The sequence below is a fragment of the Paenibacillus sp. J22FR83 genome (assembly GCF_059691955.1).
Map to the genome: position 1 here is coordinate 81,476 of NZ_JCAUAM010000026.1, position 15,537 is coordinate 97,012.

Genomic DNA, 15,537 nt, shown 5'->3' on the forward strand with positions numbered 1-15,537 from the left:
ACATTATGTTCCTTTTGGGAGGAGTTCCGGTTGCGCATGTGGACGGAGTCAAAGCAGAAAGCATCGATCTATGGTTTTATTTTTATTGGTATGCTTGTAAATGTATTCGCTTTATTTTCTGCTTCGAAATGGGTAGCTGTAGTTAGCATCGCTGTTTTTTTCTTACTGGGTGTGGTTGCGTGGTGCGGAATAAGAGCTTCTGGCAGAGAGCAAGAACAAGTGGCTCATAACCAAGAGGAACAGTTCCGCACGTTTATCCAAGAATCTCAGGTTGTTGCGGATCGCTTAGCAGCTGCAGTAGAAGAGGTCAACCGTTCCATCGGACATCTGCTTCAAATTGCGGATGCTTCCATTCAAGGCGAGGAGGAATTGAAGGGGCGAAGCCAGCATGCCGCCGAACAGCTCCAAGAGGCTTTTGCTGCGATTCAGCAAGTGGCTGCTGCCGCCGATCAGATTCTAGATTCGTCGTTACATATGCATCGTGAAAGTGAACAAACCAAAGATACAGTAGTGGACGTCTGTCGCTCTTTGAATACAACGGACGAGGTCATGAATGATTTACACGTGAACAATGATACGATGCAGAAGAAAATTCAAGATTTAACCGAGCATACGTCGAAAATAGAAGAGATTAACACGTTCATTACGGAAGTTGTTGCTCAAACGTCATTGCTTGCCTTGAATGCATCCATTGAAGCGGCTAGAGCTGGTGAGCATGGAAGAGGCTTCTCTGTCGTAGCTCAAGAAATTAAGAAGCTGGCTGCACAAAGCCATGAAGCTGTTCAGAAGTCTTCTGAGCTTCTAGCTGATATTGAAAGCGGCGTATCGCAAGTTGTGGCTGCTGTGGCGGAAGAGAAAGCTTCTGTGACGCATGGTATTGATGAGATGAAGGTGATGAAAGGCAAGATCGATACGATCTTTTCATTGATTCTTCATGTAAACAGTCTAGTTGCTAGTACCACAAGTTCAACGCAGCACCAATCTTCCCTCGTGACCGGAACGCGGACATCCCTAGGAGAAGTTGTAGATTTGATGAATGAGACGATGTCGAGTGTTGAACATACGTTGGATCAGATGAAGAAGCAACGCCACGAGGTTTCAAGATTGCAGCATATTAATCAGAATTTAGATCGTTCTTCCGCTGAGCTGATCACGGCCATACAAGCAGTTGGCATGAAGAGCAAGCAGGGAACTATTCATGTCAACATTGAAGAGATGAAGCAATTATTGAATGCGCTTGTTCGCGTACCTGACATAAAATCGTTGGTCGAAGATAAACATGCCTCCCATTTACATGGGATCTTGAAGAAAACGGTGGGGATTGAAGCGATATGGTCGAATCGCGGGGATGGAACTTTCATCTACTCTCAGCCAGAAGCGGGCTTAGTGAATGCGAAGGGAAGAGAGTGGTGGAAGCGTGCAATGGAAGGTGAGCTCTTCATTTCGGACGAGTACGTGTCAGCTATTACGAAAAAACCATGCCTCACACTGTCGAAATCCATTATAGATGACATGGGAACGCCTATTGGCGTCGTTGGAATTGATTTAGTGTTAAATTAGTAGTTCTCAAACCGCTCTTTTTAGTGTAAAATAAGATTACTGTTATAAATCTTGACACGGAGAGATAGGTGATGGAACATGCAGCAAGCATTACGATCGGATGATGGTATGCCTTTAAGAACAACTAGGAAGGCTGCAGAGGTACTTCCCTTCTTGGAGGCTTTTATTACGCGGAAAGAACAGCAGGCTCGGGAAATCGAGCAGGTTGTTGAGCGATATGAAATGAAGAGAATGAAAGAAGAACGTGCTTATCAAGCGATGTCATCTTTTCGCCGCATGTTATCCGGTAAGAAGCCTGATCATCATCTCGCTGTTGAATATATTCATTATGTGAAGAAACCTATGGAGCAAGTAAGGAAGCTTCGAGCTGAAATTGAGCAAGCTAGACAAATCATGAATGCTTCTAAGACTGGTGACGATATTACGTTCCCCGAGGAGTTTGAAGACATCTTCTCATCCTGAAATAAAGAAGAGGACACTGCTTGTGCGGTGTCCTCTTCTTCTTATTCAAGGATTATTCTTCAAGTGTTGTAAGTCCAAGAATCCTTCTTCTTGGCTATACGCGGGAACTCCGTGTGAACCAACATCTAGACCGATCAACTCTTCGTCGCGGCTCACGCGTAGGGGTACTATGAGTTTGATAAGCTTTAAGAAACCCCATGTAATGAAGAAGCCCCAGGCACAGACCGTGACAAGTCCAAGTGCTTGAACACCTAGGAGGTGGAAGCCTCCGCCATAGAATAACCCAGCTGTTCCTTCGCGGATCGCATCCGGTTTGGCACACAAGCCAACAGCAAGAGTGCCGATACTTCCACTGATCCCGTGTACGGGAAAGGCGCCGACGGGATCATCGATTTGTCTGGCTTCCAGCATTTCCGTTGCGTAGACCATGGCAATTCCGCAGATTGCTCCGATGCAGATGGCTGCTGCGTCACTGACGAAGGCGCAGCCTGCCGTAATTCCGACGAGTCCGGCGAGTGCGCCATTAATGACCATAGGTGGGTCTGCTTTGCGATATCTCATCATGGTAAAGAGGATGCAGGCAGCAGAACCGGCTGCGGCGGATAACATCGTAGTGACTGCAATGTGTCCGATTGAAGTATTGGTAGCGCTTAATGTACTCCCAGAGTTAAAGCCAAACCACCCGAACCACAAGATAAATGCACCTACAGAAGCTAGTGGTAAATTAGAAGGGGGAACAATGTTAGCTTTGCCATCCGCAGAGAATTTACCGATACGCGGACCGATGATCATGGCTGCGGCGAGTGCGGAGAAGCCGCCAAGACCGTGAATAACGGCGGATCCAGCGAAGTCAACCATGCCAAGCTTGCCGAGCCATCCGCCGACACTCCAAACCCAATGACCAGCAATGGGATAGATTAATCCGGTCATGGCGATTGTATAAAGGATATAAGCACGGAAATTAATGCGTTCTGCTACGGCTCCCGATACAATTGAAATAACCGCAATAACAAAAGCGCATTGGAATAGCCAATAGGTATCATGTGAGATTGTCAATGAGATGTGTGATAAATCTCCACTCATGAAAAAGCCTGTTGTTCCAATGAGGCCTCCGATGTCTTTACCATACATAAGTGCAAATCCAAAGAAGTAAAAAATAAGGGCACCGAATGAGATGTCGACAAATACTTTCATAATAATGCTTACGGCATTCTTTTGTCTGACAAACCCTGCTTCTAGCAAGGCGAAACCGCCTTCCATTAATAAAATCATGGCAGCAGTCAATACGACCCAAATGGTGTCTAGGCCAGAAGTAAGTTGTTGGATAGGATCCATTTCTGTAATCGCTCCTTATAATACTTGCGTTCTCAGCCCAATTATACGGTTCTGATGATAATGATGTCAACGGAATACGTAAGAATACATAACATGGACTGGGGATTGTTCGTCTTATACGACATTCATGTCAGGTTTTCTTGTGATGCTCCTAACAAAGTCCAAAAAAATATCAGTCTTGAGGCGGAGATCGCCTTCAATCTAACGTCTCTTTTCAATCTACCTTGTATCTTATAAACTAGAGGTATGTTAACAATGCTTTACACAAATGGAGGAAGAACGTATGAATCCGCATATGTTTCAAAGAATGATTTGGGGGCTGGTTCTCGTATCCGCGGGTACGCTCTTTTTACTAAATCAATTAGGAATAATTCAAATTGATATTGGCTATTTGGTGTCAACGTATTGGCCTGCAATTCTGATCTTTTATGGGCTGATTGGTTTTGTGTCACAACGAAAGTACCATTGGGGTGGATCCATAGGCAGCCTGATGATGTGCGGTGTAGGTACGATATTCCTTTTAAAAAATTTAGAAGTGACCGACCTTTCAATTGGAGAAATGTTTAAATTTCTTGCGCCGGTTGCTTTAATACTATTTGGCTTGAATGTGATATTTAAACCCGGCAAGAAAGAGTCGCCTGATTGGCCATCCATTAAGAAAGCCAATGATGAAGCAAGACAAGCTCGGCGAGAAGCGAGTCGAGCACGACATTCCCATCATAAGAAGCAGTGGGAGTCTGGTGATTGGAACATGTCTGGCGATTTCTCCAACAGTTCGAAAGAACATGTCAATCATACTTCAGCGAATACGATGAAACATGGCCTTACGGATGAAGAAAAGGAAGTACTGAAGGATATTCACGGCACATATCCGAAGGAAGAGGAACAGGGTGAATGGACGGACACGCAACCTAAACAACACCAACACAAGTATGATGGCTTTGTTCGCAATTTTGATTCAGGTAATGTTCTGCATCGTCATGGTTTTATCGGCGATGTTCACCTTGGCCAAGAGGCTTGGGAGTTAAAACCTGTTCAGATCTCACACTTTATTGGCGATTCGGTTATTGATTTAACCCGTGCGTCAATTCCGCGGGGGGAAACCACGATTCATGTCACTGCATTCATTGGGGATGTGAAGATTTTTATCCCGAATGATATGGATGTTGAGGTTCGTGTCATGGCGAGTTCCTTTATCGGAGATATGAAAGTTCTTGATCGTCGTGAAAGTGGGTTTCTGCGCAATATCAGAACTCAAACCTCTCATTATGAAGAGGCAGAACATAAAATCGTCGTAACTACTAGTATGTTTATTGGTGATATTACCATTAAAAAGATCGGTTAAGGATGGAGCATGTATAAATTGCGAATGTTCAATATGAAGTGGCAGCTGCTGAATTACTTTCTACTCTCTAGTGTAGTAACGGTTTCGGGGATCTATATTGTACTTGAATATTTCGACAAAGAGCTGGCGTCTTGGGATTTTCGATTCTGGTTCACATTCGGAATTCTAGTAGTAAGCTTAACCGTAGGTTTCATTGCAACTAGAAGGTGGCAGCGCAAGGTAGACGAGCTTCACGTCGCTATGCTGGAATTGTCAAAAGGGAATTTCGCTGTTCGAATCGATATGGAACCAGTTGAGCCCTTCTTGTACTTATATGATGCTTTTAATAGTATGGCAACTTCCATTGAAGAACGGGTTCAACTCATGCAAAAGTTAGGGGAAGCCGAAGCTATTCGGGATCAGGAGCTGACAGAGAGCGCAGTAATGGAAGAAAGACGCCGATTGGCTAGAGATCTTCATGATACTGTGAGCCAAGAACTATTTGCGATCCATATGTCAGCTTCCTCGCTTCCCAAAATATTAGAAAGAAACCCAGAAGCTGCACCAGCGCTTATGAACCAGCTCATTGAGATGTCGCATCATGCTCAGAAACAGATGCGAGGGCTCATTTCACAACTAAGACCGATCGAACTGAAAGATATGAGCTTACAGGAAGCCCTGGAGAAATGGTTCCCGGAATATTGCCGGACCCATGAACTTCAGGGTCAACTTGATGTCTCGCTGCCTGAAATCATTTCAGAGGCGATTGAACATCAGTTTTTTCTCATTATTCAAGAGGGGTTGGCGAATGTCATTAAACATGCCTCGGCCAAACAGGTTCGATTGGCGATCTACGAAAGAGAGCATCAATATGTGCTGCAATTGCAGGATGATGGTCAAGGATTTGAACGAAGAGATATTCCTTCTGCTTCCCATGGCCTGTCAACGATGAGAGAACGAGCACAGAAACTAGGCGGAGAAGTGGAGATTGATAGCAAATTAGGCTCAGGAACTCGCGTGCGCGTTCGTATTCCGCGTTTTTCGGGGCATTCAGGGGGAAAACAAGAGTGAATCCGAACATTAAAGTGATGATTGTTGACGATCATGACATGGTACGAGTGGGTCTGCGTACTTACATTTCATTAGAGCCTGGTTTAGAAGTAGTGGGAGAATCACAGAATGGCCAAGCTGCTTTTGATCAGTTGAAGGAAGCGAATCTTACATCATTGCCTGATGTTATTCTTATGGATTTGACGATGCCGGTGTTAGATGGGATTGGTGCGACGAAGCTCATTTGTGATAAGTTTCCACAGATTAAAGTGATCATGCTGACCTCGTTTCTGGAGGAAGCCAAGGTGCTGGAAGCTGTTGAGTCCGGAGCTATTAGTTATATGCTGAAAACAGTTTCTTCTGATCAATTAATACATGCGATTCAGAGTGCATACCGCGGCATGCCAGTCATGAACGCTGAAGTGTCTCAGGCTTTGACTAGAGGGATTCGACAACGAAGTGAATTGCCGGAACAGGAAGGTCTAACAGCACGTGAACGGGAAGTGCTTCTCTTGATTGCTGAGGGGAAAAGCAATAAGGATATATCTGAAGAACTTTTTATTAGTATCAAAACGGTTAAAACACACGTTAGCAACTTGTTGATGAAGTGTGAGCTTGACGATCGGACACAACTCGCGATATTCGCTCATCGCAAAGGGTGGGTTTAACAGCACAAACAAATTGAGGGAGAATCGCACATAAAAACATCATTTTGGCACATTCTATGCGTAAGTAAAATAATATGAGCGCTTAAGGAGTGTCCACTTGCTATGAAACCACTATCTTCCTCACTGGAGCAGGTACAAGAAACATTTGATAAGGTGCGTGCTCAGTTAGAGCAGTTTAATTTTAACTTGGGTGGTGGTTGGGATTATGACCACGGCTACTTCGATCGATCGCTGGATGAGGCGAATAAAGTTTGGTTGCGCATTCCCGTTCAAGTCGTCACGGGTAGAATCGAAGGCGATGTGGAAGCGACGGATGCCGTCGTTGAGGTCGGTACCCCATTTGTTCTGAAACATGTTTATAATGAAGGATTAGATCCAGAAGCTGACATGGAAACAGCGGGTGCCTTAATAGATCAATTCCAAGCACCGCTGGATTCGGATGCTGGAATTGAGGATAAATGGGTGAACGAAGCAGCAAGTGTATTAAAATCCGTTGAAAGAGCATGGATTCATTAATTTATCTCCTATTTTTACCTCCATTTTATTGATTTTTAATATTCGTTTAAGGTTGTGAGTGCATGATAGAGACATAGAGAACAACAAGATCCTTCAAGAGAACATGCACTTATAACTTTAACTATGGAGGTAAGAACGATGGACGAAAATAAAAAAGACTACAGCGACTTTTTTAAGCCGCAGAATAATGATAACAATGAGGAAACTACACAAGGGCAATCTCGTGCGAACGATGGGCAAGAGCCGAATAAAGAAAGACCTTCTTACTACTATTCGTATGGGCCTTACAAATCTGCTTTTAATGAAGAAAGCGAAGGTCAATCCCTAACGACTTCTTCCACAAGTTCAGAAGGTACTTCTAATGTAGAAGTAACACCACCTAAGACACTTCGGCCATTCAGCTTTGGTTCAGAGAATGCGCCTCAAGGTCCAGCAGCTTGGGATCCGAATGCGAAGAGACGTTCTTCCGTAAAAAGCGTTTTTGCAGCTTTCATGGCAGGAGCACTCGTTGTCGGTGCCTTGATGTTTACCGCAGATAGAACGAATATGTTTTCGGGTAATCAACCGTTAGCATCGGGTTCAAGTTCTGCAACAACTGTGGCTAGCAGCTCCAACAGCAATGGTGGTGAATTGAAGAACGCGGCGCTTGATGTCGTTCGACCTGGCAATATAGCGGCAATTGCTCAGAATGCAGGACCTGCGATCGTGAAGGTTGAATCACTCGTAAAGCCAAAGACTTCGAGTCGCAGCAACGGCGGGAACTCATTGTTCGATGATCCATTCTTCCGTCAATTCTTTGGCGATAACGGCGGTGGCCAAACTACCCCTAAGAGTGGTCAAAATGACACAGGCAACGGACAATTGCAACCAGCGGGGATGGGGACTGGCTTTATTTTCGAGAAAACAGGGTATATCCTAACGAATGAGCATGTGGTTGATGGCGCGGATGAAATTCAAATCACCGTAGAAGGATACGACAAGCCTTTTAAAGCGAAATTGCTTGGTAACAGTTATGATCTGGATTTGGCCGTACTCAAAATTGAGGGCGACAAAGATTTCCCGATCCTACCTCTTGGTAAAGCAGATGATGTCAACGTAGGAGATTGGGTTGTTGCGATTGGTAACCCTTACGGGTTCGACCACACAGTCACTGTAGGTGTGCTGAGTGCGAAAGAGCGTCCAATCAGTATCCCTGATGAGAAAGGTACGCGTGAGTACAAACATTTACTCCAAACAGATGCTTCTATTAACCCTGGTAACTCAGGTGGTCCGCTCTTGAACCTTAATGGTGAAGTAATTGGGATTAATACAGCCGTAAGTTCACAAGCACAGGGGATTGGTTTTGCTATTCCAACAAGCACGATCTCTTCCGTTCTAGAGAATTTGAAAAACAATGTTACGATTCCTAAAGAGCCAGTTCCTTACCTCGGTGTTGGTCTGCAAGATATCGGTCAAGATTGGGTTAGCGAATTGAAGCTTCCTAACACAGATGGCGCTTTGGTAGGCAGTGTTCAACGTAAGAGCCCAGCATTCACAGCAGGTTTGCGTCAATATGATGTGATCGTTGATTTGAATGGCACCAAGATCAAGAACTCACAAGAGTTGATTACGAAAGTCCAAGGAACGAAAGTTGGCGACAAAGTAACGCTAGGCATTATTCGTGATGGTAAGCGTACTGAAGTTCCAGTTACAGTAGGTGACAAAAATACACTTGCTGAGACACCAGCACAGTAAGATCTAAACCTTAATTGAAGGGAAGTAGAGTCCGCGGCCTCAAGCTTGCAGGCTCTGCTTCTTTTTGCTAGGCAGTAATTTTGTTACAATAGAGGGTAGAATGGGGGCGGACCAATGAGAGAGAATATTATGGTTATTGATGATGATGAGAAAATCACATCCATGCTGAGACGTGGACTAGCTTTTGAAGGTTATTTGGTTACCACGGCAGCGAACGGTTTAGAAGGTCTCAAGCAAATGTTAGTGACAGAACCGCAGCTAATCATTTTGGATGTCATGATGCCACACATCGATGGCTGGGAAGTCGTTCGTCGGATTCGTGAAAGCGGCAGCGAGGTGCCGATCCTCATGCTGAGTGCGAAAGACGATATTAGTGATCGTGTCAAAGGCTTGGATTTGGGAGCCGATGATTATTTGGTCAAGCCCTTTGCCTTGGAAGAGCTTCTTGCGAGGGTGCGTGTATTGCTTCGCCGAAGAACGGAACGGCCTGAACAGACGAACAATCGGCTTAGCTTCGAGGATGCAATCCTCGATTTAGATACACGTGAGGTATTCCGCGGCGAGAAGCTGATTGAATTAACGACGAAAGAGTTCGATTTATTGCATCTATTTATGCTGAATCCGAAGCGCGTGCTATCACGGGATATCATTATGGAGAAAATATGGGGCTACGATTACAGTGGTGAGTCCAATGTTTTAGAGGTTTACATAGCTTTATTGCGTCAGAAAACAGAAGAATTTGGCCACAAACGTTTGATTCAAACGGTCCGAGGCGCGGGCTATGTATTGAGAGGGGAAAATTAAAATGTCGCTTCGCCTGCGGCTTACGCTATGGTATTCAGGCATATTGGCCATCACGATGCTGCTGTTTGGGATTGTTCTCTATTTTCTTCTAAACTTCTTCCTGTATGATCAAATTCGTGAGGATTTGAAGAAAGAAGCTGTCACTAGCGCGGAGCGTATTCAGACAAGTTACGTACTTTCTAAGAAAGGACTAACGCTCGATTTAGAATTAGAGGCAAGGGATTTCTTATCTACGAATACCTTCTTGCAATTATATAATGTGTTGCTCAAGAGCTATAATCGATCAGCGAATTTGCAAAATTATCAACAGACATTACCTTTGAGTCAAGCAGTTATAGATAAATTAAAAACGGAGCCTGGTTTTTTTGAGAAAACCAAGTTCCTAAACCAAGATATCCTCATCTACCATTTAGGCATTCGATCAGACGATCAGACGAGAAATCTGATTGGTGTACTACAAACTGCTGTACCGATTGGGAGCTACGAAAGGACAGCTGTTACCCTGCGCAATACGCTGATTATATGGGCAATCCTTACGATTCTCGTTGCGGCTTCGCTAGGCTGGTTCTTGGCACGTAAAGCATTGAAACCAATCGAGCGTGTGATAGAGGCCGCCAATCAAATCGAAAGTGGAGATGATTTAGAGAAGCGCATCCACTACGATGGCCCTCTAGATGAAATAGGCCGGTTGACGAATACGATTAATGGCATGCTGTCCCGTATTCAAATAACGTATGTGGAATTAGATGAAGCCTACCGCGCACAGCGACGTTTCGTATCGGATGCATCGCATGAGCTTAGAACGCCTTTGACGACCATTCGAGGTAATGTGGATTTATTGGAGAAAATGTGGAAGCAAACCTCAGGGACACAAGCTTTAGCAACGCCTGATCAGGTTCAAATGTCTTTGGAAGCCATGCACGACATTGCTGGGGAAGCACAGCGGATGAGCAGGTTAGTCAATGATTTGCTTGCGCTTGCGAGGGCAGATGCGGGTGTTCTTATGGAGAAACATCCGGTTGAGTTCAAGCCGCTAGTTCATGAAGTCGTCAGGAGGGCGCAACTGCTCGAGCATACGGCTGAATGGCAAGTAGGTGATCTTGATGCGCTCGAGGATGCGATTGTACAGGGGAATCGTGATTACCTGCAGCAATTGTTGTTCATTTTTATCGAAAATGCATTTAAATATACGCAGGCAGGTACGGTAACTATTGATGCGATACGTAGAAACAGTTTTATTGGCATCCGCATCTCGGATACCGGCATAGGGATGGATAAAGAGGATATTCCTCATATTTTCGACCGCTTCTATCGCGCAGATTTATCTAGAGGAATTACAACAGGGACAGGGCTTGGTTTATCGATTGCCAAATGGATCATTGATGAGCATGATGGATCGGTCGAAGTCACCACTCGGAAGGACGAAGGAAGTACCTTTTTAATCTGGCTGCCGGCAAACTTCCCTCATGCCATATAATCAGATATAATTAGAAGAAATACAATGGTTTAGGTAGGTGGAACAGATGGAAGTTGTTCGAATATCCCCCAGAGGATACTGTTATGGGGTTGTTGATGCGATGGCGCTGGCCATGCAAACTGCTAAAAATTTAAATCTGCCCAGACCTATATATATCTTAGGCATGATTGTTCATAATGCGCATGTGACCGATTTCTTCAAAGAGGAAGGCGTTATTACGCTTGATGGCGAGAATCGCCTTGAGATTTTGCAACAAGTAGAAACAGGAACTGTTATTTTCACTGCCCACGGGGTTTCTCCAGAGGTAAGACGTTTGGCTCGTGATAAAGGGCTTACGGTTGTGGATGCCACTTGTCCAGATGTAACCAAGACCCATGATTTAATTCGCGAGAAAGTAGCAGATGGGTATGACATTATTTATATCGGCAAAAAGGGACATCCAGAGCCAGAAGGAGCTATTGGCGTAGCACCTGACCATGTTCACTTGATTGAGAAGCTTGAAGAGGCTGAACAGCTTAATCTGAAGTCGAATCGAATCATCATTACGAATCAAACCACGATGAGTCAGTGGGATATTAAACATATTATGAATCGGTTATTAACGCTTTTTCCAAAGGCTGAAATTCACAACGAAATTTGCTTGGCAACGCAGGTTCGTCAAGAAGCTGTCGCGGAGCAGGCGAAGGAAGTTGATTTGGTCATTGTCGTTGGAGATCCGAAGAGCAACAATTCAAACCGTTTGGCCCAGGTTTCACAAGAGATCGCTGGCGTAATGGCGTACCGAATTTCAGACGTTTCTGAATTGAACAGAGAATGGTTAGCGAATGTTCGTAAAGTAGGGGTAACCTCAGGGGCTTCCACGCCTACACCGATTACCAAAGAGGTCATTACCTATCTAGAAAATTACGACGCGAAAGATGAAACCAGTTGGGAAATCATACGTACTATTAATATGAAGAAACTAATTCCGCCTGTTAAATCCAAAGCAGCAAGTAACGTGTAATCTGCTTATTCCATGAGGGTGGGATTGAAACTAGCATGCATAGTACTCAGAAGGTGAAAATGATGAAAGCTCGCTACGATTGGAAAAGTACTAAACGTTGGTTTAAGTTCAAATATTTACTTCTTTTACGTGCCAAGGGCGGTCCTTCCATGGTAGCAAGAGGCTTTTCGATTGGTCTATTCGTTGAGATGTTCACATTACCGACTGCAGGGTTTGCGTTTGTTCTTATCTTTCCTTTGGTTTATCTGCTAAGAGCGAACTTGCCCGCCGCTTTAATTGGCTTTGTATTCGGTAAAGTCATCTATATACCATTTTCCATTCTTAATAAGCAGGTCGGGGAATATTTAGTGCCGAAGCATTTTAAGATCTACCTGATCCACCATCTGCCGCATCTCCTCTCTAATATTATTCGCAGCGGTTTGGATTTAATTGTCGGTGGGATGGTCGTTGGTCTTGTTCTTGGTATTATTGCTTATTTCCCAGTCGTGCTCCTGCTCAAATACCACACGAATCGCCGGAAAGAGAAACGTAGAATACGTAAGGATCAGTTAGCTCCTGCGGAATCAAAAGAATAGGTAAATAAATTTGCGCTTGACGAATTCTCGTCAAGCGTTGTATATTTACTTTAGCGGTTAAAAGCATAAAAGCGTAGAAGCGAACAAGCGTTGAAGCATGTCAGTGAATTATATTCAATTATCCCATCATAAATGAAATAGGAGCGTGGATCACATGATCGCAATTACATCAAACAAAACTTCGGATGAACGGATTCAGGAAATCGTGCAATTTATCGAAAGTAAAGGGGTTCAAGCCCATGTGTCCAAAGGCGAGGATCGCACAGTAATTGGGATCATTGGTCAAGCGGATCCGAAATTAGCAGAACAGCTTCGTCAAATGTCAGGTGTTGAGCAAGTCGTGAAGATTTCGAAATCCTACAAGTTGGCTAGCCGCGATTTCCACCCAGCAGATACGGTTATTTCTATTAAAGGTGTTGAAATCGGTGGAGAGCAACTCGTGGTGATGGGTGGTCCTTGTGCGGTAGAAACACCAGAGCAGATCGACGAGATCGCACGCTTGGTGAAAGCGGCTGGCGGACAGGTGCTGCGCGGCGGTGCTTTCAAACCAAGAACAGGTCCTTACAGCTTCCAAGGTGTGGGCGTCGAAGGTTTGATCATGATGGCTGAAGCAGGTAAGAAACACGGCCTACTTACAATTACAGAAGTTATGACCCCAGAGTATGTCGATGTGTGTGCGCAATACGCAGACATCCTGCAAGTGGGTACTCGTAATATGCAAAACTTTGATCTTCTTCGCAAATTAGGAACGATTCAAACGCCGGTCTTGCTCAAGCGCGGTTTCAGCTCAACGTATGACGAATTCTTGAATGCAGCTGAGTACATTCTCGCTGGCGGTAATCCGAACGTTATGCTTTGTGAACGCGGAATCCGAACATTCGAAACCTACACACGTAATACGTTAGATTTATCAGCAATTCCTGTACTTAAACAGTTGAGCCACTTGCCAGTTATCTCAGATCCAAGTCATGGTACAGGACGCAGAGAACTTGTCGTGCCAATGACGAAGGCATCTGTGGCAGCTGGAGCGGATGGATTAATTATTGAGATGCATACAGATCCGGATAATTCAATGACAGGTGATGGCGTACAATCCTTATTCCCAGACCAATTTGCCCATCTGTTATCAGATTTGGAGAAGCTTGCTCCACTTCTTGGTAAAAAGTTCGATACGAAGAAAGAAGCCATTTTGGCCTAATATACGGTTTTCATAAGAAAGGGTTTCTCCAAATATGGAGAAACCCTTTCCTGTTTATGGATACATGTGAAAATTGTGTGTAAGTGTAAGAATAGCTTACACTCATTTAAAAAATACCTGACATAAGTATTGACTGTGCTAACGGAATCGCTATATAATATGTGAAAGAAAACAAGCAAAAGTTGAACATTAATCATGCAAAGTACGTTGAATGTACGGAAATGGGAGGGTTTTTAAATGTCAGTTCAAAACGTGTTGAACCTTATCAAGGAAAAAAATATTGAGTATGTAGATTTTCGTTTCGTTGGTCTTTCCGGTAAAGCGCAGCATATCTCTTTACCTTCTACAGAAGTAGATGAAGAAACATTCGTAAATGGTGTAGCTTTTGACGGTTCTTCCATCCCAGGATTCCGTGGTATTGAACAATCTGACATGGTAATGATGCCAGATACGGAAACTGCTTATGTGGATCCTTTCACAGCACATCCAACACTAGTTATTATGAGCAACATCCATACACCTGAAGGCGACCGTTATGACCGTGATCCACGTAGCATCGCTCAAAAGGCTGAAGAATATTTGCAAACAACTGGCGTAGGTACAACTGCATACTTCGCTCCTGAATCCGAATTCTTCATCTTTGATGATGTTCGTTTCGAGAATGGTATGAACAAATCCTACTTCGAAGTTGACTCCGAAGAAGCTGGTTGGAACACTGGCCGTAAAGAAGAAGGCGGTAACCTTGCTTATAAAATTCCAGTTAAAGGCGGTTACGTTCCAGTAGCTCCAATCGATTCCCAACAAGATATCCGTTCCGAAATGTGTAATAAGCTTGCTGACGCAGGTCTACGCATTGAGCGTCATCACCACGAAGTAGCAACAGCTGGTCAAGCTGAAATTAACTTCCGTTTTGACACATTGACTAAAACAGCAGACAACCTGCTTAAATACAAATATATCGTTGCTAACACAGCGAGAGAATATGGTAAAGTAGCTACATTCATGCCGAAACCACTATTTGGTGACAACGGTAGCGGAATGCACGTTCACATGTCCATCTTCAACGAAGGTAACCCATTGTTCTACGAAAAAGGTTCATATGCAAACCTTTCCGAAATGGCTATCAACTACATCGGTGGTATCTTGTACCACGCTCCAGCGTTGATCGCGATCACGAACCCGAGTACAAACTCCTTCAAACGTCTAGTTCCTGGTTACGAAGCTCCGGTAAACCTTGTATTCTCCAAAGGTAACCGTTCCGCAGCAGTTCGTATTCCAATCGCAGCTGTGACACCTAAAGGCTGTCGTATTGAGTTCCGTACACCTGACAGCACAGCTAACCCATACCTTGCTTTCGCAGCAATGTTGATGGCTGGTCTTGACGGTATCAAGAAGAAAATCGATCCACGTGCTCTTGGATACGGTCCTTTCGATACAAACATCTATGAAATGTCTGATAGCGAGAAAGCTGAAATCCGCAGCGTTCCTGGTACATTAGACGAAGCTTTGGATGCACTTGCAGCTGATTCCGACTTCTTGCTTGAAGGCGGCGTATTCACACAAGATTTCATCGATAACTACATCGACTTGAAACGCGGCGAAGCGAAACAAGTTGCCATCCGTATTCACCCGCACGAGTACAACCTTTACTTCGATTGCTAATCTTTAGCACTTATACAAATAGTAACTGCCCCTTCATAGGACGCTATGGAGGAGCAGTTTTTTGGTGCGCTTGGCAGCGCATCGTACTAACAGGTGAAAGTCCTGAGTACACCGCGAGATGGCGGAAGTACATAGTTGACCCATAGTGCTCTGTCCGTGAGGAAGGGTG

The 15,537-nt window shown here is 44.4% G+C and carries 14 protein-coding genes; 13 read left to right on the top strand and 1 reads right to left on the bottom strand.

All coding sequences use genetic code 11. The features are described 5' to 3' along the window. Positions 1-36: 36 nt before the first annotated feature. A complete protein-coding gene (locus AC58PV_RS31970) occupies positions 37-1,560 on the top strand; it encodes a methyl-accepting chemotaxis protein (protein ID WP_497437034.1) in 1,524 nt (507 codons plus the stop codon). A gap of 78 nt (positions 1,561-1,638) precedes the next feature. Beyond that, the gene (locus AC58PV_RS31975) at positions 1,639-2,022 is read left to right on the top strand and encodes a hypothetical protein (RefSeq protein WP_497437010.1); all 384 of its coding nucleotides are present in this window, start codon (positions 1,639-1,641) and stop codon (positions 2,020-2,022) included. Positions 2,023-2,067: 45 nt separating this feature from the next. On the opposite strand, the gene AC58PV_RS31980 is transcribed toward AC58PV_RS31975, so the two are convergent. After that, positions 2,068-3,357: an ammonium transporter gene (locus tag AC58PV_RS31980; RefSeq protein ID WP_497437011.1), complete on the bottom strand. Its 1,290-nt coding sequence runs from the start codon at positions 3,355-3,357 to the stop codon at positions 2,068-2,070. Between the two features lie 283 nt (positions 3,358-3,640). On the opposite strand from AC58PV_RS31980, the gene liaF reads away from it, so the two are divergent. The 11 genes from liaF (at position 3,641) to glnA (ending at position 15,368) form a co-directional block, all read left to right on the top strand. Beyond that, on the top strand, positions 3,641-4,702 hold the full coding sequence (gene liaF, locus AC58PV_RS31985; RefSeq protein WP_497437013.1) for a cell wall-active antibiotics response protein LiaF: 1,062 nt from the start codon (positions 3,641-3,643) through the stop codon (positions 4,700-4,702). Positions 4,703-4,711: 9 nt separating this feature from the next. After that, positions 4,712-5,752 (top strand): HAMP domain-containing sensor histidine kinase, encoded by a 1,041-nt coding sequence (locus AC58PV_RS31990; RefSeq protein WP_497437015.1) that lies wholly within the window; start codon positions 4,712-4,714, stop codon positions 5,750-5,752. Then, complete coding sequence (locus tag AC58PV_RS31995; RefSeq protein WP_497437017.1) at positions 5,749-6,399, top strand: response regulator; 651 nt, start codon at positions 5,749-5,751, stop codon at positions 6,397-6,399. Before AC58PV_RS31990 ends, AC58PV_RS31995 begins: the two co-directional genes overlap by 4 nt. 102 nt (positions 6,400-6,501) lie before the next feature. After that, positions 6,502-6,915 (top strand): YugN family protein, encoded by a 414-nt coding sequence (locus AC58PV_RS32000; protein ID WP_497437018.1) that lies wholly within the window; start codon positions 6,502-6,504, stop codon positions 6,913-6,915. 138 nt (positions 6,916-7,053) lie between these two features. Further along, the gene (locus AC58PV_RS32005) at positions 7,054-8,649 is read left to right on the top strand and encodes a S1C family serine protease (protein WP_497437020.1); all 1,596 of its coding nucleotides are present in this window, start codon (positions 7,054-7,056) and stop codon (positions 8,647-8,649) included. Between the two features lie 114 nt (positions 8,650-8,763). Next, positions 8,764-9,453, top strand: coding sequence for a response regulator transcription factor (locus tag AC58PV_RS32010; RefSeq protein ID WP_497437022.1), 690 nt, complete (start codon positions 8,764-8,766; stop codon positions 9,451-9,453). A gap of 1 nt (position 9,454) precedes the next feature. After that, complete coding sequence (locus AC58PV_RS32015; RefSeq protein ID WP_497437023.1) at positions 9,455-10,930, top strand: sensor histidine kinase; 1,476 nt, start codon at positions 9,455-9,457, stop codon at positions 10,928-10,930. Positions 10,931-10,976: 46 nt separating this feature from the next. Next, a complete protein-coding gene (locus AC58PV_RS32020; RefSeq protein WP_497437025.1) occupies positions 10,977-11,933 on the top strand; it encodes a 4-hydroxy-3-methylbut-2-enyl diphosphate reductase in 957 nt (318 codons plus the stop codon). A 35-nt stretch (positions 11,934-11,968) separates the two neighbouring features. Continuing rightward, the gene (locus tag AC58PV_RS32025; RefSeq protein ID WP_497437026.1) at positions 11,969-12,508 is read left to right on the top strand and encodes a DUF2062 domain-containing protein; all 540 of its coding nucleotides are present in this window, start codon (positions 11,969-11,971) and stop codon (positions 12,506-12,508) included. Between the two features lie 154 nt (positions 12,509-12,662). Continuing rightward, entirely contained in the window at positions 12,663-13,706 is a 1,044-nt protein-coding gene (aroF, locus tag AC58PV_RS32030) for a 3-deoxy-7-phosphoheptulonate synthase (protein ID WP_068666052.1), read from the top strand. Between the two features lie 237 nt (positions 13,707-13,943). Further along, a complete protein-coding gene (gene glnA / locus AC58PV_RS32035; protein ID WP_497437027.1) occupies positions 13,944-15,368 on the top strand; it encodes a type I glutamate--ammonia ligase in 1,425 nt (474 codons plus the stop codon). Positions 15,369-15,537: the final 169 nt, after the last annotated feature.

Coding starts and splice junctions, on each gene's coding strand:
- AC58PV_RS31970 (WP_497437034.1), top strand. CDS start 37: ATGTGGACGGAGTCAAAGCAGAAAGCATCGATCTATGGTTTTATTTTT.
- AC58PV_RS31975 (WP_497437010.1), top strand. CDS start 1,639: ATGCAGCAAGCATTACGATCGGATGATGGTATGCCTTTAAGAACAACT.
- AC58PV_RS31980 (WP_497437011.1), bottom strand. CDS start 3,357: ATGGATCCTATCCAACAACTTACTTCTGGCCTAGACACCATTTGGGTC.
- liaF (WP_497437013.1), top strand. CDS start 3,641: ATGAATCCGCATATGTTTCAAAGAATGATTTGGGGGCTGGTTCTCGTA.
- AC58PV_RS31990 (WP_497437015.1), top strand. CDS start 4,712: ATGTATAAATTGCGAATGTTCAATATGAAGTGGCAGCTGCTGAATTAC.
- AC58PV_RS32000 (WP_497437018.1), top strand. CDS start 6,502: ATGAAACCACTATCTTCCTCACTGGAGCAGGTACAAGAAACATTTGAT.
- AC58PV_RS32005 (WP_497437020.1), top strand. CDS start 7,054: ATGGACGAAAATAAAAAAGACTACAGCGACTTTTTTAAGCCGCAGAAT.
- AC58PV_RS32010 (WP_497437022.1), top strand. CDS start 8,764: ATGAGAGAGAATATTATGGTTATTGATGATGATGAGAAAATCACATCC.
- AC58PV_RS32015 (WP_497437023.1), top strand. CDS start 9,455: ATGTCGCTTCGCCTGCGGCTTACGCTATGGTATTCAGGCATATTGGCC.
- AC58PV_RS32020 (WP_497437025.1), top strand. CDS start 10,977: ATGGAAGTTGTTCGAATATCCCCCAGAGGATACTGTTATGGGGTTGTT.
- AC58PV_RS32025 (WP_497437026.1), top strand. CDS start 11,969: ATGCATAGTACTCAGAAGGTGAAAATGATGAAAGCTCGCTACGATTGG.
- aroF (WP_068666052.1), top strand. CDS start 12,663: ATGATCGCAATTACATCAAACAAAACTTCGGATGAACGGATTCAGGAA.
- glnA (WP_497437027.1), top strand. CDS start 13,944: ATGTCAGTTCAAAACGTGTTGAACCTTATCAAGGAAAAAAATATTGAG.